This window comes from Methylobacterium sp. AC690 (assembly GCF_979256535.1).
Window position 1 is genome coordinate 77,478 of record NZ_CEEDOX010000007.1, and the last position, 20,668, is coordinate 98,145.

Genomic DNA, 20,668 nt, shown 5'->3' on the forward strand with positions numbered 1-20,668 from the left:
CGCAGTGCGCGCACCCCACGCAGAAAACCACCTTATCGACCGCATCGGATGGCTACGGGCGGCAGTGCTCGGCGCCAACGATGGGCTCGTCTCGACCGCCAGCCTGATCGTGGGCGTCGCCGCGTCCACCGCTTCCACCGGGGAGATCCTAGTGGCGGGCTGCGCGGGCCTCGTTGCCGGCGCGATGTCAATGGCGGCTGGCGAGTACGTCTCGGTCAGCTCCCAATCAGACACCGAGCGGGCAGATCTAGCCCGGGAGAGCCGCGAACTCGAACAGGACCCAGCCGCCGAGCGCGAGGAACTCGCCGCCATCTACGTCACCCGCGGCCTGGACCAGGAACTTGCCCTCAAGGTGGCCCAGCAACTCATGGCGAAGGATGCGCTAGCCGCCCACGCACGGGACGAGCTCGGGATATCCGAGTTCACGACGGCGCGTCCGGTCCAGGCAGCGCTGACATCCGCGGCGACCTTCTCGTCCGGAGCGGCGCTGCCCCTGGCGGTGGCGGCAGTCTCGCCGGCCGATCTCGTGGTGTACCTCGTTTCGGGGGCATCCCTGGTTTTCCTGGCCCTGCTCGGAGCCCTCGGCGCAAAGGTCGGCGGGGCCGAGATTCTGCGACCGACAGCCCGGGTAGCGTTCTGGGGCGCCCTAGCGATGGCTGTGACCGCGGGTATCGGACATCTCGTCGGCAAGGCGGTTTGAACATGAGGTGGCGGTCCCGTCGCCCAGCGAGCCGTCCCAAACCAACATACAGACTCCAACCCGCTGCAACTCTTCGCGATTGCGGGTACCGCCTTCATCGTCAACGCCATCGCCCGTAAAGGCGAGACGACGTGGTTCGAGGGACTCCTGCTCCTCGGGGTCTACATTCTGTTCGGGGTGGCCTTCTTCTTCGCGAGCCCGGCTTAACCGCAGCCAATTGAATGGCCGCTTTCGGGCAGTGCGTCATCTAATGTCTATGGCAATGTTGGGTCGAAAGCAGCCCCCGCGGCACAGGTCTCCCGCATCGGGGACCACCAGACGTCCCTGACGCGCACGCCTCCTCTTGACCCCTCAGGTTACGCCTCCTGCCGAACGCGTGCGTCGGTCGGCTGGGGCGTGTCGGAGCCGGGCATGAAGGCGTCGAAGGCGGCCCAGAAGTCCTGACGGATGCCGTCGCGTTCCGACAGGATCTCGTGCCGGGCATCGGGCAGCACCAGGATGTGCCCGGCGCGCAGGCCGCGGGCGAAACGCTCGGTGGTGCGGGTACCGCAGACGGGGTCGGCGCCCGCCGCGACGATGAGCGTCGGCACCGAGATCCGGCCCGGCACGCGCGGATCGGCGAGGCGCTTCATCGCCCGGAAGGCGCTCGCGAGCCAGGCGATGCTCGGATCGCCGACGGCGCCGGCCCCGACATCCCGGGCGGCCGCCGCGTTGCGGGCATAGCGCTTCGGATCGCGGCACAGGCGATTGCCCGGATAGGGCTTCGTCGCGATCGAGACCGCCGAGCCGAAGGGAATGTAGCGCCGGCCCCAGCCGATCGCGTGCAGGGCAGCGGCGAGGAGGGCCGCCCCGGCGGGCCAACGCACCATGCGGATCGACAGCATGGGCGCCACCATGACGACGCGCCGGAACGGCAGCCAGCCGTCATGGGCCCCGGTCAGGGCGACGGCCCCGCCCATCGAGTGCGCGAGGGCCAGATGCGGATGCGGCATCAAGGGATGCAGGATGGCATCCTCGATCGCCTTCAGATCGAGACGGTAATCGTCGAAATCCGCGACGTGGCCCCGATGCGGATCGTCGACCTGTCGCTGCGACTCGCCCTGGCCACGCCAGTCGAAGGCGACGACGGCGAAGCCCCGCCCGCGCAGGTCGGCGATGGTTTCGTAGTACTTCTCGATGAATTCGGCCCGGCCCTGGAGGAGGCAGACGGTTCCCTTCACCAGGCGGGTGGTCGGGCGCCAATGGGCGGCGCGCAACTCGATGCCGTCGTCGGTGCGCACCGCCTTGAGGGCACCGCCCGGCGGAACGGGATTGTCGGGGGTGGAGCGCAGAGTCAGCATCGACGAAGTCTCAGGTAGAGGAAGGAACCAAATTTTTTGGCCGAGGCACCGGCTCAGGCTCTTGCGAGGCTGAAACCCAGAGCCGATATCACGGAAGCACCGGCCAATACGGCGGTGCGACTGGTCCGGCCCTCGGGCGGACCTGAAACCAGCATGTTGCTTCTTACGGAGAATATGTGATGCGTCAGTTCGACCTTGCTCCCCTCTATCGCTCCACCGTCGGTTTCGACCGCCTCTTCTCGGCCCTCGACCAGCTCGTGAGTGCCGACGCGGCTCCGACCTATCCGCCCTACAACATCGAGCGCACCGGCGAGAACGCCTACCGGATCACGGTGGCGGTGGCCGGCTTCACCGACTCCGATCTCGCGATCGAGGTCAAGGAGAACGCGCTCACCCTGAAGGGCGAGCGGAAGTCCGATCCCGCCAAGCCGGCGGAATTCCTGCACCAGGGCATCGCGGCCCGCGCCTTCGAGCGTCGGTTCCAGCTGGCCGACTACGTCCAGGTGACGGGTGCCGCCCTGGAGAACGGCCTCCTCCACATCGATCTCGTCCGCGAGATTCCGGAGGCGAAGAAGCCCCGTCAGATCCAGATCGCCACCGGCCGCACCCCGCAGGCCCCGGTGATTGAGGGTTCGGTGCAGCAGGCCGCCTGATCGGCGCGTAAGGACGTTCGGAGCGCCCCGGCCGCACGGCCGGGGCGTTTTTCTGTCCGGAAGTTTGTTTCTGTCCAGAAGCCTCTTTCTGTCCGGAGACGTCTTTCGATCCGAAAGCGTCTTCCGATCCGGAGACCGCGTGCCCGGAGGAACGGTCGGCTCAGAAGTCGCCGTCGAATCCATCGTCGCGGCTCGGCTCCTTGCAGCGATAGCCGATGAAGCAGCGCGGCGTATCCTGCGCCGGCACGAAGGCCGGGATCGTGATCTCGGTGACCTCGCAGAAGCTGCGGTCGCGCACGAAGCGGTCATAGGTCTGCCCCCCGGTTCCGAGGACGAGGCCGCCCCGGCGGTCCACCAGCGTCTTGGCCTGGCCGCAGGACATGGCTGTCGTTGAGGCCCGCTGCGCGTGCGCCGGTGCGGTGCAGAGGGCAAGGACGAGGGCGGCGCGGGCAATGCGGATCGGCATGGCGGGCCAACGCGCTCGGCGACCGGTCGATCCCGACGCGGGACGCGGCGCGCCCCATGCCTCAGGCGCCTCGGCCGCCGCGTGCGCTCACAGGTCGCCGAAGATCAACTGTCCCTGCGGGCTCGGACGCCGCGCGGCCGGATTGCCCTTGGCACGATTGGCCGCAGGCTTGCCCACGGTCCGGCGTGTGGCCGGGCGCTCGGCCGGCGGATCGGCCCTGAGGCGGGCTTTCGCCTTGTCGCGGGCGATCGCCTCCGGGGCATGGGGATCATCGTCGAGCCACTTGCCGCGCTTGATCACCTCGTTGACCCGGCCCTGGTTCACGCCGACCTTGAAGGCGATCTCCTGCTGGGTCATGCCGGTGGAGGCATGCAGGTCGAGGATCGCGCGGGCGAGCTCCGGGGTCATCTTCTGGCCGGTCAGGCGCCGGGCCGGCTTGATCGTCCGCGTCGCCCGGTCCCGCTCGCGCAGGCGCTCCAGCAGGGCGAGCGCCATGTGCATGCCGTGCTCGCGCAGGGACTCCTCGAATTCCTTCAACGTCGCCATGGTCGGCATCCTCATCGCCGCAGGGTTCCGTGAGGTCGGAACCGCGACTGTTCCATCAACGCGACCGAAACGCCAGGGTTGCTCCGGACAGGCTGTCAGGGTTGGGCTGGTTCGGGCATCGTGACAACAGGCAAGCACCGTCATCCACCGCTATCCGCCGGGACCGGCCCGGACCGGGGCGGGCAGGGGGCTCCTGACGGGCCGCCGCGCCCGTGGTCAGCGGCGTGCCGTTCGGCTAAACCGCCGGTCCTGCCGCGGTTTTCGAGGATCCCCGCCCGATGATCAGCCCGATCGTATCCGTCTCACGCGCGGGGCCGCCCCCCGGCACGCCGTCCCTGGTGGATGCCCTCGAGGGCGGCGCGGTCCTGATGTTCCCCGATCTGGACTTTCCCTTGAGCCGCTTCGAGGAGCGCTTCGTCGAGCGCCCCTTCGCCGACGGCAAGGCCAAGAACGTCAATATCCGCGGACCGGAGGCCACCCTCCGGGGCGCGGCCGGCACGCCGGAGGAGCAGGAGGCCCTGCGCCAGGTCCTGATCCGCTACCGCAGCTTCGCCGAGGCGCTGCTGGCCGAGCACCTGCCGGCCTATGCCGGCAAGGTCTCCTTCGCGGGCACCTCCTATCGCCCCTTCGAGGTCGACCAGCGCAAGCTGAGCTGGCGGCGCGACGACACCCGCCTGCACGTGGACGCCTTCCCGTCGAACCCGATCGGCGAGAAGCGCATCCTGCGCATCTTCCGCAACATCAACCCCAACGGGCAGCCGCGTCACTGGCGCGTCGGCGAGGACTTCCCGTCGATGGCGCAGAAATTCCTGCCGCGCCTGCCCGGCTACTCGCCGCTCTCGGCCCGGATGCTGGCGCTCCTGAAGATCACCAAGGCGCGGCGCAGCGAGTACGACCACCTCATGCTGCACCTGCACGACGCCCTGAAGCAGGACATGGCCTACCAGGAGACGGCGCCCCAGGCGGACGTGCACTTCTCCCCCGGCCAGACCTGGGTGACCTTCTCGGACCTCGTGATGCACGGCGCCATGGGCGGCCAGTACATGCTCGAGCAGACCGCCTACCTCGCGGTGGCCGACCAGGCCCGCCCCGAGCGCAGCCCGCAGCGCCTGCTCGCCCAGGCCCTCGGCCGCCCCCTTCGCTGAGTCCCTTTCGCGAATTCCCTTTCCGCTGATCCCCCTCGAACCCTACGGCCGGAGACCCCCGATGATCCTCGAAATCGCGCAGATCGACGTCAAGCCCGGGATGGAGGCCGAGTTCGAGGCCGGCATCGCCAAGGCCTCGGCGATCTTCAAGGCCGCCAAGGGCTGCCGCAGCTTCGCCGTCCGCCGCTCCATCGAGAAGCCGCAGCGCTACCGCCTGCACATCGAGTGGGAGACCCTGGAGAACCACACCGTGGATTTCACCGGCTCCCAGGCCTGGAAGGACTACCGGGCCATGGTCTCGCCCTGCTTCGAGGCCCCGCCGAGCGTCGAGCACACCGAACTGGCCCTCCAGGCCTTCTAAGGGACGCGTCAGGAGCCGGAACCGCGCACCAGCATCTTGATGCGGTCGTCGAGCCGGCCGATCCGCGCGCGGACACCGCGCGCGGCGCATCCCGACAGGGTCTCGCCGGCGAAGAAACCAAACTGCGCGGCGCGCTCGCGGCAGGCCAGGACGGGCGGCAGCGCGATCACCAGGGCGAAGGGCGCGGTGAGCAGGACGAGGTTGAGCAGGAGGGACGGCGCCCAACCCAGGGCGAACGACCGGACCTCCGGCTCCGCTTCGCCTTCGACATCCCGGAAGCGGCGCACCGTCCGGGGCGTGCGCAGACCCTCACGGATGATCGCCTGACGGACCCCGGCCTGCGCCGGCATCGCCGCCTCGGCCTCGGGATCGTCCCGCGCCGGCCCGGCGCGCGTCTCCAGGGGCATCGTCCGAGCTCCGAGCGTCACCATGACCTCCCGCCGCGATCGCGATGATCCGTTCCCATCACGCCGCGCTACCGCAGGCCGCTCGCGACCGTTCGCAGGTCGCTGTCGAGATGGAGCATCCGGCCGGCCAGGTCGCGGCGGGCGCAGGCGGTGCTGCGCAGGAGGTCGGGGACCCAGGACCCGCGGGCGCTCCCCTGGCAATCCATCAGCAGGCTCGCGGCCAGCAGAATCGTCATCGGTCCGAGCATCAGGGTGACCTTCAGCAGACGGAAGAAGCCGAAACCGCCGCGCTGCCGGCGGGGTCGGGCCGGCGCACGATCCCGACCGGACGGACGCCGAGGCGGGCGGTCCTCCGACGCGTCGTCGCGCGGACCGAACTCCTGCTCGTAATAGGCTTCAAGCTTGCTGCGCTTCATCGGTGAGCGTCCGCCGACCTGGCTCGTGACATCCTCGTCGCACGAGATACACGCCGAGAGCGATAAGCTTGGCCTAAGATCGCCGGGCGCGGGAGGCGCGACCTACGCGCGTGGTTTCGGAATACTTAGCGGCCGGAGGACGATCGAACGCGCTCCCGGTGACATCGGCGCACGGACTGCGTACCTAGGTTCAGCAGGCCGAACCGGCCCGGTCCCCGGGCGCCGGACTCTCCCTACCACCGAGCGATCCTCGCCCATGATCCAACGCCCCCTCCGCATCGGAACGCGCGGAAGTCCGATGGCCCTGGCCCAGACCGGAATGGTCCGGGACAAGATCGTCGCGGCCAATCCGGGTCTCGAGACCGAGATCGTGGTGGTCAACACCGTGGCGGATCGCATCCTCGACCGCCCGCTCTCCGAGATCGGAGGCAAGGGGCTGTTCACCAAGGAGCTCGAGCAGGCGCTCTATGCCGACGTCGTCGACGTCGCCGTCCACTCGATGAAGGACGTGGAGACGTGGCTGCCCGACGGGCTCGTGATCGCCTGCATCCTCGAGCGAGACGACCCCCGTGACGCCTTCCTGTCGCCGCGGGCCTCCGGCTTCGCCGAGCTCCCGTCGGGATCCCGGATCGGCACCTCGTCCCTGCGCCGGGCCGCGCAGGTGTTGATGCGCCGGCCGGACCTGCGGATTGTTCCTCTGCGCGGGAACGCCAACACGCGCATGCGCAAGCTGGAGGAGGGGACCTGCGACGCCACCCTCCTGGCGCTCTGCGGCCTGGAGCGCCTCGGCATGGCCGACATGGCCCGCAGCGTGCTCGACGTCGGCGAGATGCTCCCGGCCGTGGCGCAGGGCGCGCTCGGGATCGAGTGCCGCGAAGCCGACGCGGACGTGCGCGCGCTCCTGGGCCCCCTGGTCTCCGCCACCGCCACCGCCGAACTCGCAGCCGAACGCGGTCTCCTGGCCGAGCTCGACGGCTCCTGCCGGACCCCGATCGCCGCCCTGGCGCGGATCAGCGGCGACACGCTCAACCTCGACGGCCTGCTATTCCTGCCGGACGGCAGCGCCCACTGGGCCGTCCAGCGCTCCGGCGCGGTGGCGGACGCCGCCGAGATCGGGCGCGAGGCCGGCGCCGAATTGAAGCGGGCAGCGGGCGACACCTACGCGCGGCATCTCCAATAGGCGCTCACGCCAGACTTCGCTCGATCGCCTCCTCGTCGCAGATCACGCTGGCCGCGCGTCGATACTCGCTGCCGAGGGGCTGAGTCAGGATCGGTGCTTTCGCCCGGGCGGTGAAGGCGTCGAGGAACACCCGCATCACGTGGGCGACCGCGCTGGGCGTAACCGAACGCAGGTCGTCCTCGTAGTAACGCCCCGCATTGGCGGTACTCGTCACGATTTCGTACGCGGGAAAGTAGACGGCGCGCGGCTCAGCCGCGGCGATCTCTTCGGCCGCCGCCCGCAAAGCGGCCTTGCTGTAGGTGTTGGAGACCAGCACGTGCTGATCCGCGTAGGTCGCGATCAGGGGCACTGGCGAGACCGTGAGAATCACCCGGGCGGCTGGATTGACCGCGAACAGCCGCTCCAGGAAAGTCAGCATGTCGTCCCGCACATCACCCACCCGCGCATTCACGAAGGCGTAGGCGTCCGGGTCGAAGCTACCGCCGATGACCCCTGGGGCTACCGGGAGCATCGCGCCGTCGGCGCGATGCATCCAGCCCTCGGTCAGGCCTAAGGTGAATACGAAGACGTCGAGGCTTTCGAACATGGCCCGTACCGCCGCAAGATGCCTCCGGCGATCGGCTTCCACCTCGGCCGCATCGGCGAAGCCGGCTGGCTCGATTCCAGGGCGAAACGGATCAACCAAGCGACCATCCGGACGCGTCCACGTCGACAGGGCAGGAGCGTAGGTGCCCCAGGCACGGTCGAAGAGCTGCAGAATCTGGCGGGCGGTGTAGATGTTGCCGTAGCGGGCCGAGTAGATCCCATATTGCCGGTCGGCGGCGGCTTCGGGTGCCATACCGTCGGGTCCTACCTCCGTGAGATAATGCCCGAACCCTGCCCGTGTCAGGGCGCGGGCGACGTGCTGGGCGAAACACGAGCCGGCGGTTGCCACCCGAGCTTCAGGGCCGATGGTGAAGCGGCTGCTCGGGGCGGGCGCCAAGGCGAAGGGCGCCACGCCTGCCACGGCCTTGCGCCAGAATCGCTCGGCCGGTAGATCGGCGTAAGGGTTCACTACCACGGCGGCATCTCCATCCGATCGCTCAGGCCATTGCCGCGCACGTTCACCAAGACCATGGTCTCGGACTCTTTCGCGGCCCTGGCTGCCTCCCTCGCACGTCCGGGTTCATCGTGGCGATCCTTGGCGGGAGCCTGGCGCGGGCCCCGGATCAACCCCGGCCCGGTGCGGGACGGACCGCGGATCGCCGTCCTTGGCAACTGCCAGGCAGTGGGTATCGCCCAATCCCTGCGACTTCTGCTCCCCAGCGCGCAGGTCCACCTCGTTCCCTTCGACGGCCTCGGCAAACGGCATGGCACCCTGGAGCGCCTCAAGGGCTATCTCGCTCCCTTCGATCACGTCTTCACGCAGTTCTTCCCCCAGGGCTTCGTCGAGGGCGGAAACGTCCATGCCCTCGGCGAAGACGATCCTCGCCTGAGCCTGTATCCCACCATTCTATTCCCAGGCTACCAACCTGACATGGTCCTCGTGGGTGATGTCGGGGCGCTCTCCGCATCGCGCCTCATCGCCTCGCCCACAGGTCCCTATCACTCTGCCATCGTCCTGTGCGCCTATTTGGAAGGCCTGAAACCGGAGGAGACCGCAGAACTGTTCCGCGATTCGATCTATACGCGGCTCGGCTTCTATGAAGCCTGGAACGTGGCCGCAGCAGAACTCCTGGGTAGCGCGCGCGACATCATGTTTCCGCTGGAGGCGGAACTCGCCCGATGGTCCCGACGCGGTTGCTTCATGCACGTCCTGAACCATCCCAAGTTGTTCGTTCTGGCCGATATTGCCCGGCGACTCGCCGTAGAAGCGGGCCTGCAGCCCCTTCCAGCCCGAGTCGAGGATTACCTACCGGATGCCCTTGCCGCCGACGTGGTCTGGCCCCTCTACCCGGACCTCGCCGCGCATTATGGCCTGACGGGTGCGATGCTGTTCAAGGACCGGGCCCGCCGGGGCGACCCGAAACTTTACGACTTACCGGCCTTCATCGCGGCAAGCTTCGCGATCTACCGGCGTCATGCACCGGAGTCTCTCGGGTGCATTCGAGTCGAGGGCTGGCGGGCAAACCCTGCCGTGCGGTCATTGTTCAAGGCCTGAGTGCGCTCCTCCCTCAGCCTGTCGCGCGCAGGATCAGCGACTCCGATCCGGCGGCGGGTTCACGCATCATCGAGTTGGCCAGATCGACCACATCCTGGATCCGAAAGGGCTTGGCCAGGAAAACGCTGTCCCGCACGGCACAGCGATCGTCGCATCCCCCGGTCGACGAATAGATGACCGGCCCGTTCGGATTGAGCATGCGGAAAGCTTGGGCGACAGACCAGCCGTCAATGAGGCCTGGCAGGTTGATATCGGTAAGCAGGAGCGCGAAAGCAGCGTCTGCTCTATCTTCTGCCGCAGTGGCCTGCCGGATGGCAGCCACTGCCGCCTCTCCGCTGGAGACCGAAACCACGGCGATGCCGTTCCGCTGGCACAGAGCGGTCAGCATCTCAAGAAGCAGGTAATTGTCCTCGACGACGAGGATCTGACGCCGACGCATGAATCGCACCAACTCTTTGCACAGCCGGCTTAGTCCGCTAGTGGTTAATTGCCGATCAACAGAAGCGACGGTTCGGCGAAGTCACGCCCCTGACCTAGTCTGGAAAACAAAATGCCGGACCATTCGACCCACGAGGCCGGGACGTCCGCAGCCCCCGATGCGCCCGTTGTGCAGGCGGGGTCGATCTACGAGCCCCGCACGCTCAAGGAGTTGGAGGACATCTTCGGCCGGGCCCGATTAATGGATCTGCTTGATCGCTTAAGGACCGAGATCGGCCGACGGCTTCTGTCGCCGGCCTCGGAACGCATCACCCTTGGGCAGGATGCCCACATTCTGCTTTCCGCGAGCGGATCACTCGGCTTCTTTGATCTTTCCCAGCGCTGCTCGCAGATGGAGCGGGCCTGCCTGGAGGGAGCCGACCTTGCCGAGCCTCTCGCAGCGGTCCGGAAATCGGCCGAAGCCGCGGTGACGGCGATCCGGGCCATCCGAATCCAATCCTGAAGCCCTCGGGTTACGGCATGTTGCCATCCGGTCACGGATGGGACGCCCATGCATGCTTCGACGTCAGCGTCGCGCCGCCGCCGCAATCGGGGACGATTCCGGATCTCGTTTCACCGAAGCCATCGCCGGAGTGTTCTGGCGCCGGCTGGCGTGACGACTGCGTTACAAGAGACCTTGGCCGATTTCGGAAAGATCGCTTCAAGGTTGACGGAACCTTCGCTTAACCGAGACCACATAAGAACCGCCAATGTGTCCCCGAGGGGGGCACATGAGGCGACGTTGCCAGCCTGATTGACAGGAACCCGGCGGCTGTGCCCGAGGAGAACAGGATCATGCCCATGATTGCGCGCTTCCGCGTGTTTCCGCTGGCGGCCGCCCTCTGCGCCGCCCTCAGCGTCGCCGCCTGCACCAACGATAAGGATTTGGCCGATGCTTCCGGGTTCGGCGCCGGCGGTGGCATGAACGGCGGCGCAAACACACCCGGAAGTGCTCAGGACTTCGTGGTGAACATCGGCGATCGGGTGTTCTTCGAGTCCGATTCCACCGACCTGACCCCCACCGCCACCGCCACCCTGGACAAGCAGGCCACCTGGCTGCAGCGCTATCCGCGCTACACCTTCCTGATCGAGGGTCATGCCGACGAGCGCGGCACTCGTGAGTACAACTTCTCGCTCGGAGAGCGTCGCGCGCAGTCGGTGAAGGACTATCTCGCCTCGCGCGGGATCGCGACCGGACGGATCCGCACTGTTTCCTACGGTAAAGAGCGTCCGGTGGCCGTTTGCAACGACATCTCGTGCTGGTCGCAGAATCGCCGCGCCGTTACCGTTCTCGACCGTGGCGCCGGCTCCTGACCCAGGCTATGTCGGGATCTCGGGACAGATGCTCGCCCGGGATCCCGCATCCAAAACGATGCGCCGCAGTTTGGCATGGCCGCATTTTTGCCGCGTGGGACAGCATTTGCTATCGGCGGACCGCGATCCTCGCGAGCGCACTTCTGCCCCCCGACCACCGGTAACGACCGCCATGCTTGCCCGCCTCCTCTTCGCGACCCGCCTCGGCACCGCAGCCGGCGTCGTCATGGGATCAATCCTCTGTGGGATGCCGGCTCCCGGGATGGCACAGGACGCCTCCGACTTCGTCGTCCGGCTCAACCGGCTGGAGAACCAGTCGCGCCAGACCGCCGGGCAGATCGAGACGCTGCAATACGAGAATCGCCAGCTGAAGGAGCAACTCCGCAAATTTCAGGAAGATGTGGAGTTCCGCCTGCAGGAAGCGAAGGGAGGCCGCAGCAGCGCCCCGTCCGGTACCAATCCTACTCCGGCCAAGCCGCAGAAGCGCAGTGATGCCTTCGATCCCGAGCACAATCCCGGCCTGCCGGGCGCGCCGATGCAGTTGGGCACCACAACGCCGAGCGGGGCGGTGGCCGAAGCGCCCCGGACACGCAATGTGCCTCCGACAGTCGTGGAGGCGGACGACGAAGAGCCCGGCCTGACGCCACCTGGTCTCGGCGGCCCCGTCGACCTCTCACCACCCGCCCGCGTTCCGACCACCGGTGCCCTTCCGAATCCGCCCCGGCCTGGCAGCGTCGCTGCCACGGGGTCAGGCGATGCACGCGGGGATTACGAGGCAGCCTACGCCTACATCCTTCAGCGCCAGTACGAGCAGGCCGAGATGGGCCTACGCCAATTCATTCAGTCTCATCCGCGCGACGCGCTAGTGCCATCGGCAACCTACTGGCTCGGCGAGAGCTACCTGCAGCGCAACCGCAATCGCGAGGCGGCTGAGCAGTTTTTGAAGGTCTCCACGGACTATGCCCGTTCGGCGCAGGCGCCGGATGCCATGCTGAAGCTCGGGGCCTCGTTGAACGCGCTCGGCGCCCGCGAGCAAGCCTGTGCGACTCTCGCCGAGTTAGAGCGTAAATTTCCTTCCGCCAGCGCCAGCGTCCGTCAGGGCGTGACGCGTGAACAGAAGCGCGCACGCTGCGCCGCTTGACCAAGGCGGTCGATGGGGTCGAGAACGCGCTCCGAGCCTACCTGTCGCGCGAGACGGTTCTTCTTGCGGTGTCCGGTGGTCCCGATTCGACTGCGCTGATGGCCGCGGCCGTGGCTGTAAAGTCTGCGGCAACCGTCCACGTCGCCACGATCGATCACGGCCTACGGCGCGAAGCGAGCGCGGAAGCCGCGGCGGTCGCGGCTCTCGCTGAGACGCTCGGCCTTCCGCACCGAACCTTGAGCTGGACCGGACCGAAACCGTCGCGGGGTCTTCAGGAGGCCGCCCGTGTAGCGCGTTACGCCCTCCTCGCGACCCATGCCGAAATCGTCGGTGCCAAACTCGTGCTCACTGGACACACCCGCGACGATCAGGCCGAGACGGTTCTGATGCGTCTGCTGGCGGGAAGCGGGCCCGCAGGCCTCGCGGGTATGCGCACCGAGCGCTCTCTCACACCGTCCATCAAGCTGGTACGGCCTTTCCTGACGATCGCGAAGGCCCAACTCGTAGATTATTGCGAGCGCCAGGGGTTCGCCTTCGTGCGCGATCGTTCCAACGACGACGATCGCTTCGCCCGGGCTCGCCTCCGCCGGCTCGTTCCGGGCCTCACCCGCGAAGGGCTGAGTACGGATCGGCTCTGCCGCCTGGCAGCGCGCTGCGCACGTGACGATGCCGCACTGAAGGAAGCGGCGCGGATCGCATTCGCTGTGGCACGGAGGCCAGAACTCCGCCCTGGCATCCGTCTGGATGGTCGACATCTGTGCTCGCTGCCGGACGCCGTGCTTCTTCGTCTCACCAGTCTCGCTGCAGAGCAGATGAACCCGGGTGGGCCGGAGCGGCTGGAACGGCTCGAAGCCCTTGTTCTCGACGACATTCGACCCGCGCTTCATGCGCGCACTCCGATACGCAGGACGCTGCGCGGGATCTTGTTCGAAGTGACGCGGGCAGCGGATTTGGTCCTGACATCGGCACCGCCGCGCCGGGGGAAGAAATCTTCGTAACCTTCCCATTGGATGCAGCCTTGCCGCGGCGGCATGCCCATGGCACGGCCTCCCCTTCGACTTGGCAAGGGGTGACTCGCTGCCTACATTGGCGGGGAGCGTCAGGAGCGACCCGCCCCAATTCGCGTGGTGGGCCCCGATGCCTCCAGGGATAGATCGATGAACCCGAATTTCCGCAATTTCGCCTTGTGGGTCGTCATCTTCCTGCTCGTGCTTGCCCTCGTGACCCTGTTCCAGAACCCGGGTCATCGTGGTGGCGGTTCCGAGATCGCCTACAGCCAGCTTCTGAACGATGCCGATTCCGGCAAGATTCAAACGGTTGTGATCTCAGGGCAGGATGTCAGTGGCACCTATGTCGGCGGCGGCAACTTCACCTCCTATGCTCCCAATGACCCGAGCTTGGTGTCCAAGCTGCAAAGCAAGGGCGTTCAGATCACTGCGCGTCCTCCGTCGGACAACACGCCCTGGTTCATCCAGTTGCTCGTCAGCTGGTTACCGATACTCGTGTTCATTGGCGCCTGGATTTTCCTTTCCCGCCAGATGCAGTCCGGGGCAGGACGCGCAATGGGTTTCGGCAAGTCGAAGGCTAAGCTCCTCACCGAGGCTTCGGGTCGCGTGAGTTTCGATGACGTTGCTGGCGTCGAGGAAGCCAAGGAGGACTTGCAGGAGATCGTTGAATTCCTGCGTGACCCTCAGAAATTTCAGCGTTTGGGCGGTCGTATCCCGCGCGGCGTGCTTCTCGTCGGCCCTCCGGGGACAGGTAAGACCTTGATTGCCCGGGCGGTCGCGGGTGAAGCCAACGTGCCCTTCTTCACCATCTCCGGCTCGGACTTCGTCGAGATGTTCGTCGGTGTCGGTGCGTCCCGCGTGCGCGACATGTTCGAACAGGCGAAGAAGAATGCCCCTTGCATCATCTTTATCGATGAAATCGATGCTGTTGGCCGGCATCGCGGAGCGGGCCTTGGCGGCGGTAACGATGAGCGTGAGCAGACGCTGAACCAGCTCCTCGTTGAAATGGACGGGTTCGAGGCGAATGAGGGTGTGATCATCATCGCCGCCACGAACCGTCCCGACGTCCTTGATCCCGCTCTGCTGCGTCCGGGTCGGTTCGACCGCCAGATCATGGTGCCGAACCCTGATGTCGTCGGTCGGGAGCGTATCTTGCGTGTTCACGTCCGTAAGGTGCCCTTGGCACCGGACGTCGATCTCAAGGTCATCGCGCGCGGTACCCCGGGCTTCTCCGGCGCCGATCTGATGAACCTCGTCAACGAGTCGGCCTTGCTGGCGGCCCGCCGCGGCAAACGAATCGTCACAATGCACGAGTTCGAGGATGCCAAGGACAAGGTGATGATGGGCGCCGAGCGGCGCACCCTGGTCATGACCGAGGACGAGAAGCGGCTCACTGCTTATCACGAAGGCGGTCACGCGATTGTTGCCTTCAATGTCCCGGCCACGGATCCCGTGCACAAGGCGACCATTATCCCGCGTGGACGGGCTCTCGGCATGGTCATGCAGCTTCCCGAGCGTGACAAGCTGTCCATGTCTTACGAGCAGATGACCTCGCGGCTTGCGATCATGATGGGTGGACGCATCGCCGAGGAAATGACTTTCGGTGCCGACAAGGTGACCTCGGGTGCTCAGTCGGACATCGAGCAGGCGACCCGTCTTGCCCGCATGATGGTCACCCGTTGGGGCTTCTCGCCGGAACTCGGGACCGTTGCCTACGGAGAGAACAACGACGAGGTCTTCCTGGGGATGTCGATGGGCCGTCAGCAGACGGTTTCCGAGGCGACCGCTCAGAAGATTGATGCGGAAGTTCGCCGCCTTGTGGAAACGGGCCTCGAAGAAGCGCGCCGCATCCTCGGTGATCACAAGGACGACCTGGAGGCGTTGGCGCAGGGCCTCCTGGAATATGAAACGCTGTCCGGCGACGAGATCAAGAACCTCATTGCTGGCAAACCTCCGATCCGTGATGCGGGCGATGGACCGACGACACTGCGCGGATCATCTGTTCCGTCGGCCGGTCGTGGTCGTCCGCGCGGGAGTGACGGACTGGAGCCTCAGCCTCAGGCTTGAGCCATCAGGCTCCAGCTTCTTCAACTGACGTCACGAGCCCGCCACCGGCGGGCTCGTTCGTATCTAGGCCCTCCTTAACGGTATAGGAGGTTTGGTCCTCCCGAGCGGGATCCGGAAACGGGATTTTCAGCCTCCAGGGTGGACCTAATGCCGAAGCATCATCACCAGCGGTAAGCCGGAGGATTGCGTCTCGAGACAGACTCAGTTCCCCTACACCGAGAACAGCAAACAGGACGCGAAGAGCATGTCGCGCAAGTATTTTGGTACCGATGGTATCCGGGGACGAGCCAACGGCGTCATCACACCGGAACTTGCCCTGAAGGTCGGTCAAGCGGCAGGCCTCATTTTCCAGCGCGGCGATTACCGCCACCGCGTCGTGATCGGCAAGGATACGCGTCTCTCGGGCTACATGATCGAAACGGCCCTGATTGCGGGCTTCACATCAATGGGCATGGATGTGCTGCAACTCGGGCCGATGCCAACGCCGGCCGTGGCAATGCTCACCCGATCGATGCGCGCTGATATCGGTGTGATGATTTCGGCCTCTCACAATCCATTCGAAGACAATGGCATCAAGCTGTTTGGACCTGATGGCTTCAAACTCAGCGACGATGTGGAGCGCGAGATCGAGGCGCTGATCGACGGCGAGTTGCATAAGCGTCTGGCAGGCTCTCGAGACCTCGGACGTGCCAAGCGCATCGAGAGCGTGCACGCCCGCTACATCGAATTTGCCAAGCGCTCCCTGCCGCGGAATGTCACCCTCGACGGCCTGCGCATTGTCGTGGATTGTGCGAACGGCGCCGCCTACCGGGTGGCACCTGAAACCCTCTGGGAGTTGGGCGCCGAGGTGATCGCCATCGGTGTGGAGCCCGACGGATTCAATATCAATCGCGATGTCGGATCGACTGCGCCTGCCGCGCTTGCGGCCAAAGTTCGGGAGCTTCGCGCTGATATCGGTATTGCCCTCGATGGAGACGCCGACCGGGTGCTCATCATCGATGAGAAGGGCCAGTCTGTTGACGGCGATCAGCTGATGGCGGTGGTCGCGCGGTCCTGGAAGGAGGATGACCGCCTGACGCAGCCGGGGTTGGTCGCCACGATCATGTCGAACCTGGGCCTTGAGCGCTTCCTGGGGGGTATCGGTCTCAACTTGGCACGTACCGCTGTAGGGGACCGCTACGTGCTCGAGCATATGCGGGAACACGGCTACAATCTGGGTGGCGAGCAATCCGGGCACATCATCATGTCGGATTATGCCACCACGGGCGATGGCCTCGTAGCGGCTCTTCAGCTGCTCAGTGTGGTGAAGCGTCAAGAGCGGCCAGTCAGCGAGGTCTGCCACTGCTTCGATCCCTTGCCACAAATTCTCAAGAACGTGCGCTACCGGTCTGGCCAACCGCTGGAGGCAGACTCTGTCGTCACGGCGATTGCCCAGGCGCGTGAACGGCTTGGCAATTCCGGCCGCTTGGTGATCCGCCCGTCGGGCACCGAGACGGTGATCCGCGTGATGGCTGAAGGAGACGACCGGCGCCTAGTGACGGAGGTGGTGGATGATGTGGTCGAGGCTGTTGCCAAAGCCGCAGCGTAAAAACACGCACCGGTTTGCCCGGGACGGGACGGTACGGAGTCTTCGGCTTCAGCGGATCCGTCCCACCGCGCTATAGGGCGATCGATTGGGATCCCTTTCATGTCGAAACGTCAGAGCTGGTCGTAAGCTGCGGGAGCGACTTCACGCCAAGCGGCCAGGAGAGCCGCGGCAAGCCTGTCCTCATCCGCCTCACAGAGGGTGAGACTGGTCCACCCACGCCGGCCCCAAGCACCGTCCACGGCCTCGAAGAGATTCGGCTCGGCCTCAATCCACTCGACCTGCTGCGCGTGCGACAGGCGCAGGACCAGTCGCTCCTCTTCGACCCAAAGCGTCGCGAAGATCCGTCCGAGAATCCGGAAATCGGGGTGCCCGTTGTGGGCCCCCTCGGTCACTTCCGGGAGAGATCCAGCCAAGCGGCGAACATCCTCTGGTGTGCTGGGCACGTGCAGTATTTCCGTTGAGATCTGAGCTTCTACTCGAAGCGAGAGGGCAACCCTTGCTCGACACGGACCTAGCGTTGTGTGCTGACCGTCAACTCTTCCGCAAGGATAAGATTTAACGTTAAATCGGATTTAACGCTTGGACTCCATGATGCCCTCGTCATCCCGCCGGCGTTTCAGGCTTCCGGCACACGGTCGATTGAAGGACATCCGATGCGCCGCACCAAGCTGTCTGCCTTGGCGCGCTCGATCACGCTCTTTGCGAGCGTGGCAGCGCCCTGCCTCGCCCAAGCGGCGGATCTGCTTCCGCCCCTGCCGCCCGAACCGCTGCCCCCGCCCGTCGAAATCGGCGGTGGCTGGTACCTGCGCGGCGACGTCGGTGTCGGCGCGGCAAGCGTGGGCGCCATTTCGACTACAGTCCTGAAGGGATCCCTTCCGGACGGATACCGCTACGATCAGAAGGCCATCGAGAGCCAGTTCTTCGCTGGTGGCGGTGTTGGCTATCAGTTCGGCTCCTACTTCCACGGCGATGTCACGGCCGAGTATCGTGGCGGCGGCAAACTGACCTTCCAGGACAGCTACGGAGCGGATTGCCTCTTGGCTGACTGCCGCGGAGTTAACGCGTACCAGGCCAATCTTGCCTCGGTAGTCGTCATGGCGAACGGCTACATCGATCTCGGCACCTGGTATGGCGTGACGCCCTTCATTGGCGGCGGTGTCGGCACTGCCTTCCATGAATTCTCCGGATTCAACGACCGCGGCTTCGGTACCGCAAGCGGTGGTTATGGATTCGCGAAGGACAAGCACTCGAACACCTTGGCCTGGGCAGCCATGGCCGGTCTCGCCTACAGCGTGACGCCCAACTTGAAGCTGGAACTCGGCTATCGCTACCTCAATTTGGGCGACGTGCGCTCTGGGGTCGTCAACTGCATCAACCAGGATTGCGGTGGCGCGATCTACAAGGTCAAGGAGGTCACCTCCCACGACGTTCGGATCGGCATGCGCTGGCTCCTCGGAGGGATTGTCGCACCGGCGGTCGCCGAGTATCAGCCTGAACCGACACCCCTGGTTCGCAAGTACTGAAAGCATCGTTTCCGGGAAGGTCAGGGATCGCGTCGCTGCACGAATACGAACCAAATGGCCGGGCGCGTGGAATACCGCGCCCGGCCTTTTTTCATTTTCGAACACCAGCAAAAGCGGCAAAATTCTTGGCGCCTCAATATGTTAAGGTTAAGTCCTCACTAACGGTTCCAGTGCAGACTGCGCTCGACGTTGATCCAAGGTGCACAGATAGAGCCTTCGACCGCGTCGCGTCCTCCAGTGTTCGAGACCGTCATGGCCGCATTCAGATTTCGCACCGTCACGGCTTTCGGATTGATGCTTGCCGCGCAAGGGCAGGTGGCGATCGTTCAGGCGGCGGATCTCCGATTGTTGCCGCCGACATCCGCGCCGGTCGCCATCGGAGAGGGGTGGTACCTCCGAGTCGACGCGACGGTCAGCGACTATGCGCGCCCACGTGATGCAACGTCGGCTCCGTCTGATGGAAGCCCGCTGGTTCCCCTTACACGTCTGAATCTCGACACGACCCCTGGCTACGGCGGTGGCGTCGGCTACCGCATCACCGATTGGCTTCGCGTCGACGCGACGATCGATCAACGGACCCCCTCGCGCTACAGCGCCTACTCTTCGGGCTCTGGGTTCGTCACCGGCTACAACATCGAGTCGGGTCAACTCGACATTCTCACAGGGCTGGTGAACGTCTACGCTGACCTTGGAACCTGGTGGGGCCTGACGCCCTATATCGGCGGTGGCATTGGTATTGCGGACAAGCACTTTGCCAAGGCCTACACTCAGACGACCTGCATTCTCGAATTCTGTGACAACAATCCCGGGACCGGTTCGCGCGACGTGGTGCGTCGGCCGAGCCGTTCGGTGACGTCAATGGCCTGGTCGTTGACGGGCGGCGTTGCCTACGAGATCGGCGGTGGCCTGAGCCTCGACACCAGTTACCGTTACGTCGATCTTGGTCGCGCAAAGACGGGGCGCGACACCTTTGGTTTTGATTCGCGTTTGAAAGACCTCGCCTCGCACGAGGTTCGGGTTGGCCTACGCTACAGCTTCGCTAGCGGCTTAGGTCGACTCCCCGGGCTCACCAGCGTGACTTCGTCCCAAAATCCCTACGAGTGACCCTCAAGGAGAGGGCTGCGCTGCTTCGGTAGGCCGAAGGTATCTTCTCGAAAGCGTAGTTCAACGGATTATTAAGGTTACCCAAGTAAAACCAAACCTACAGGCTCGGCCCCCCAAACCATCGGCCTGACGCCCTGAGGACGATATCAATGCGTACCGTAACCCTTGCGCTCATGGCTAGCTTTACGCTCGGCGTCGTCGCCCCGGCGCAGGGCGCAGACCTAGATTATGGGGTTCTTCGCGGCGCTGATTACGAACCCGAGGTTCAAGTTATTGATTGGAACGGCGTCTATTTCGGCGGGCACGGCGGATACACGTCGACATCCCTAAATCAGAACAACGTGTTCCAGAAGATGCTCGCCGAAGAGTTCAGGGTGCGCGACATCGAGAGCCAATTCAGTGTTTCATCCTTCCTTACCGCGCCTTCGGCCCGCGTAGACGGAGCGAGCTACGGGGCCTTTGCCGGCTTCAACTATCAGTTCGACGAGGTCGTAGTTGGCATCGAGGCCGACTACACGCGCTTCAACAAAGCAGGCCAAGTCAGCAACGGTATCAGTCGTATCATGACGACCACTGGTGGCATGACCGAGGTCGTCAACTTGATGGGCCTTTCGTCCACGAAGATCGAGGATTACGGAACCATCCGTGCCCGCGGTGGCTGGGCATTCGGGAGGTTCCTGCCCTTCGTAACGGCCGGGCTCGCGATTGGCCGTGCTGCTGTCACCGATACGGTCGCCGTACAAAACTACGGCTACAACTCTCAGACCTATGCGTCCAACCTGACCGCGACAGTACCCGCCTACGTCGTCAGGCATGATTACGCGAGCTTCAATCCTGCCTATCCCGGAAATTATTCATCCCCGTACGGCCAAGTTCAGACCGCTCCCAATGCGCCCTACACCATAGGCAAAACCACGATCAAAACGGTCGGCGGATTGGCCCTCGGAGGCGGATTGGAGTTCGCTGTCACGGAGAACATTCTGGTTCGTGGCGAGTACCAGTACGTTCAGTTCAACGATTTCGACGGACACAAGGTAAACCTGAACACGGTTCGCGGTGGCGCGGCCGTCAAGTTCTGAGAGTCGTTAACAGA

General features: G+C 65.2%; 23 protein-coding genes. 15 read left to right on the top strand and 8 right to left on the bottom strand.

Annotated features, from left to right (window positions below; genetic code table 11):
* Positions 1-4: 4 nt before the first annotated feature.
* Positions 5-700, top strand: coding sequence for a VIT1/CCC1 transporter family protein (locus AC0IY1_RS09950; protein WP_471769431.1), 696 nt, complete (start codon positions 5-7; stop codon positions 698-700).
* Positions 701-1,056: 356 nt separating this feature from the next.
* Here AC0IY1_RS09950 and AC0IY1_RS09955 read toward each other — a convergent pair whose 3' ends face one another.
* Positions 1,057-2,040: an alpha/beta fold hydrolase gene (locus AC0IY1_RS09955; RefSeq protein ID WP_471769241.1), complete on the bottom strand. Its 984-nt coding sequence runs from the start codon at positions 2,038-2,040 to the stop codon at positions 1,057-1,059.
* A 179-nt stretch (positions 2,041-2,219) separates the two neighbouring features.
* Between AC0IY1_RS09955 and AC0IY1_RS09960 the strand changes: the two genes are divergently transcribed.
* Positions 2,220-2,693, top strand: coding sequence for an Hsp20 family protein (locus tag AC0IY1_RS09960; protein ID WP_103709999.1), 474 nt, complete (start codon positions 2,220-2,222; stop codon positions 2,691-2,693).
* 160 nt (positions 2,694-2,853) lie between these two features.
* On the opposite strand, the gene AC0IY1_RS09965 is transcribed toward AC0IY1_RS09960, so the two are convergent.
* On the bottom strand, positions 2,854-3,159 hold the full coding sequence (locus tag AC0IY1_RS09965) for a hypothetical protein (RefSeq protein ID WP_055950237.1): 306 nt from the start codon (positions 3,157-3,159) through the stop codon (positions 2,854-2,856).
* A gap of 87 nt (positions 3,160-3,246) precedes the next feature.
* Positions 3,247-3,705, bottom strand: a complete 459-nt coding sequence (locus tag AC0IY1_RS09970; RefSeq protein WP_471769243.1) for an RNA polymerase subunit sigma-70 — start codon at positions 3,703-3,705, stop codon at positions 3,247-3,249.
* 278 nt (positions 3,706-3,983) lie between these two features.
* On the opposite strand from AC0IY1_RS09970, the gene AC0IY1_RS09975 reads away from it, so the two are divergent.
* Both AC0IY1_RS09975 and AC0IY1_RS09980 read left to right on the top strand, forming a co-directional pair.
* Positions 3,984-4,850, top strand: coding sequence for a Kdo hydroxylase family protein (locus tag AC0IY1_RS09975; protein WP_471769245.1), 867 nt, complete (start codon positions 3,984-3,986; stop codon positions 4,848-4,850).
* 61 nt (positions 4,851-4,911) lie between these two features.
* Positions 4,912-5,211, top strand: a complete 300-nt coding sequence (locus AC0IY1_RS09980) for an antibiotic biosynthesis monooxygenase family protein (protein WP_103709996.1) — start codon at positions 4,912-4,914, stop codon at positions 5,209-5,211.
* A gap of 8 nt (positions 5,212-5,219) precedes the next feature.
* On the opposite strand, the gene AC0IY1_RS09985 is transcribed toward AC0IY1_RS09980, so the two are convergent.
* Positions 5,220-5,618: a hypothetical protein gene (locus tag AC0IY1_RS09985; protein ID WP_471769247.1), complete on the bottom strand. Its 399-nt coding sequence runs from the start codon at positions 5,616-5,618 to the stop codon at positions 5,220-5,222.
* A gap of 68 nt (positions 5,619-5,686) precedes the next feature.
* Positions 5,687-6,034, bottom strand: coding sequence for a hypothetical protein (locus tag AC0IY1_RS09990; protein WP_471769249.1), 348 nt, complete (start codon positions 6,032-6,034; stop codon positions 5,687-5,689).
* A 256-nt stretch (positions 6,035-6,290) separates the two neighbouring features.
* Here AC0IY1_RS09990 and hemC point away from each other — a divergent pair, with 256 nt between their 5' ends.
* Positions 6,291-7,214 (top strand): hydroxymethylbilane synthase, encoded by a 924-nt coding sequence (gene hemC / locus AC0IY1_RS09995; protein ID WP_103709994.1) that lies wholly within the window; start codon positions 6,291-6,293, stop codon positions 7,212-7,214.
* Between the two features lie 4 nt (positions 7,215-7,218).
* Here the strand turns inward: hemC and AC0IY1_RS10000 are convergent, their stop codons facing one another.
* Positions 7,219-8,268, bottom strand: coding sequence for a GSCFA domain-containing protein (locus AC0IY1_RS10000; protein ID WP_103709993.1), 1,050 nt, complete (start codon positions 8,266-8,268; stop codon positions 7,219-7,221).
* A 168-nt stretch (positions 8,269-8,436) separates the two neighbouring features.
* On the opposite strand from AC0IY1_RS10000, the gene AC0IY1_RS10005 reads away from it, so the two are divergent.
* Entirely contained in the window at positions 8,437-9,354 is a 918-nt protein-coding gene (locus tag AC0IY1_RS10005; protein WP_471769250.1) for a WcbI family polysaccharide biosynthesis putative acetyltransferase, read from the top strand.
* 13 nt (positions 9,355-9,367) lie between these two features.
* On the opposite strand, the gene AC0IY1_RS10010 is transcribed toward AC0IY1_RS10005, so the two are convergent.
* On the bottom strand, positions 9,368-9,793 hold the full coding sequence (locus AC0IY1_RS10010; RefSeq protein WP_471769252.1) for a response regulator: 426 nt from the start codon (positions 9,791-9,793) through the stop codon (positions 9,368-9,370).
* 168 nt (positions 9,794-9,961) lie between these two features.
* Between AC0IY1_RS10010 and AC0IY1_RS10015 the strand changes: the two genes are divergently transcribed.
* The 6 genes from AC0IY1_RS10015 to glmM all read left to right on the top strand — a co-directional run bounded on the left by AC0IY1_RS10015 (position 9,962) and on the right by glmM (position 16,948).
* Entirely contained in the window at positions 9,962-10,294 is a 333-nt protein-coding gene (locus AC0IY1_RS10015; protein WP_471769254.1) for an Hpt domain-containing protein, read from the top strand.
* Between the two features lie 338 nt (positions 10,295-10,632).
* Positions 10,633-11,145, top strand: a complete 513-nt coding sequence (gene pal / locus AC0IY1_RS10020) for a peptidoglycan-associated lipoprotein Pal (protein WP_471769433.1) — start codon at positions 10,633-10,635, stop codon at positions 11,143-11,145.
* Between the two features lie 172 nt (positions 11,146-11,317).
* Entirely contained in the window at positions 11,318-12,286 is a 969-nt protein-coding gene (gene ybgF, locus AC0IY1_RS10025) for a tol-pal system protein YbgF (protein ID WP_471769256.1), read from the top strand.
* Complete coding sequence (gene tilS, locus AC0IY1_RS10030) at positions 12,283-13,284, top strand: tRNA lysidine(34) synthetase TilS (RefSeq protein ID WP_471769258.1); 1,002 nt, start codon at positions 12,283-12,285, stop codon at positions 13,282-13,284. Before ybgF ends, tilS begins: the two co-directional genes overlap by 4 nt.
* Positions 13,285-13,443: 159 nt before the next feature.
* Positions 13,444-15,360, top strand: a complete 1,917-nt coding sequence (ftsH, locus tag AC0IY1_RS10035) for an ATP-dependent zinc metalloprotease FtsH (RefSeq protein WP_103709988.1) — start codon at positions 13,444-13,446, stop codon at positions 15,358-15,360.
* A 244-nt stretch (positions 15,361-15,604) separates the two neighbouring features.
* Complete coding sequence (gene glmM / locus AC0IY1_RS10040; protein ID WP_103710034.1) at positions 15,605-16,948, top strand: phosphoglucosamine mutase; 1,344 nt, start codon at positions 15,605-15,607, stop codon at positions 16,946-16,948.
* Between the two features lie 110 nt (positions 16,949-17,058).
* Here the strand turns inward: glmM and AC0IY1_RS10045 are convergent, their stop codons facing one another.
* Positions 17,059-17,391: an MmcQ/YjbR family DNA-binding protein gene (locus AC0IY1_RS10045; protein WP_471769260.1), complete on the bottom strand. Its 333-nt coding sequence runs from the start codon at positions 17,389-17,391 to the stop codon at positions 17,059-17,061.
* 210 nt (positions 17,392-17,601) lie between these two features.
* Here AC0IY1_RS10045 and AC0IY1_RS10050 point away from each other — a divergent pair, with 210 nt between their 5' ends.
* From AC0IY1_RS10050 to AC0IY1_RS10060, 3 genes are all read left to right on the top strand, one after another.
* Complete coding sequence (locus AC0IY1_RS10050) at positions 17,602-18,471, top strand: outer membrane protein (protein WP_055950278.1); 870 nt, start codon at positions 17,602-17,604, stop codon at positions 18,469-18,471.
* Positions 18,472-18,723: 252 nt separating this feature from the next.
* On the top strand, positions 18,724-19,575 hold the full coding sequence (locus AC0IY1_RS10055; protein WP_471769262.1) for an outer membrane protein: 852 nt from the start codon (positions 18,724-18,726) through the stop codon (positions 19,573-19,575).
* Positions 19,576-19,724: 149 nt separating this feature from the next.
* Positions 19,725-20,654, top strand: coding sequence for an outer membrane protein (locus AC0IY1_RS10060; RefSeq protein ID WP_471769263.1), 930 nt, complete (start codon positions 19,725-19,727; stop codon positions 20,652-20,654).
* The last annotated feature ends 14 nt before the right edge of the window (positions 20,655-20,668 follow it).

Bases quoted from the DNA above. Each gene is read 5' to 3' on its own strand.
- AC0IY1_RS09955 (WP_471769241.1), bottom strand. From the start codon at position 2,040: ATGCTGACTCTGCGCTCCACCCCCGACAATCCCGTTCCGCCGGGCGGT.
- AC0IY1_RS09960 (WP_103709999.1), top strand. From the start codon at position 2,220: ATGCGTCAGTTCGACCTTGCTCCCCTCTATCGCTCCACCGTCGGTTTC.
- AC0IY1_RS09965 (WP_055950237.1), bottom strand. From the start codon at position 3,159: ATGCCGATCCGCATTGCCCGCGCCGCCCTCGTCCTTGCCCTCTGCACC.
- AC0IY1_RS09970 (WP_471769243.1), bottom strand. From the start codon at position 3,705: ATGGCGACGTTGAAGGAATTCGAGGAGTCCCTGCGCGAGCACGGCATG.
- AC0IY1_RS09975 (WP_471769245.1), top strand. From the start codon at position 3,984: ATGATCAGCCCGATCGTATCCGTCTCACGCGCGGGGCCGCCCCCCGGC.
- AC0IY1_RS09980 (WP_103709996.1), top strand. From the start codon at position 4,912: ATGATCCTCGAAATCGCGCAGATCGACGTCAAGCCCGGGATGGAGGCC.
- AC0IY1_RS09985 (WP_471769247.1), bottom strand. From the start codon at position 5,618: ATGCCCCTGGAGACGCGCGCCGGGCCGGCGCGGGACGATCCCGAGGCC.
- AC0IY1_RS09990 (WP_471769249.1), bottom strand. From the start codon at position 6,034: ATGAAGCGCAGCAAGCTTGAAGCCTATTACGAGCAGGAGTTCGGTCCG.
- hemC (WP_103709994.1), top strand. From the start codon at position 6,291: ATGATCCAACGCCCCCTCCGCATCGGAACGCGCGGAAGTCCGATGGCC.
- AC0IY1_RS10010 (WP_471769252.1), bottom strand. From the start codon at position 9,793: ATGCGTCGGCGTCAGATCCTCGTCGTCGAGGACAATTACCTGCTTCTT.
- pal (WP_471769433.1), top strand. From the start codon at position 10,633: ATGATTGCGCGCTTCCGCGTGTTTCCGCTGGCGGCCGCCCTCTGCGCC.
- ybgF (WP_471769256.1), top strand. From the start codon at position 11,318: ATGCTTGCCCGCCTCCTCTTCGCGACCCGCCTCGGCACCGCAGCCGGC.
- ftsH (WP_103709988.1), top strand. From the start codon at position 13,444: ATGAACCCGAATTTCCGCAATTTCGCCTTGTGGGTCGTCATCTTCCTG.
- glmM (WP_103710034.1), top strand. From the start codon at position 15,605: ATGTCGCGCAAGTATTTTGGTACCGATGGTATCCGGGGACGAGCCAAC.
- AC0IY1_RS10050 (WP_055950278.1), top strand. From the start codon at position 17,602: ATGCGCCGCACCAAGCTGTCTGCCTTGGCGCGCTCGATCACGCTCTTT.
- AC0IY1_RS10055 (WP_471769262.1), top strand. From the start codon at position 18,724: ATGGCCGCATTCAGATTTCGCACCGTCACGGCTTTCGGATTGATGCTT.
- AC0IY1_RS10060 (WP_471769263.1), top strand. From the start codon at position 19,725: ATGCGTACCGTAACCCTTGCGCTCATGGCTAGCTTTACGCTCGGCGTC.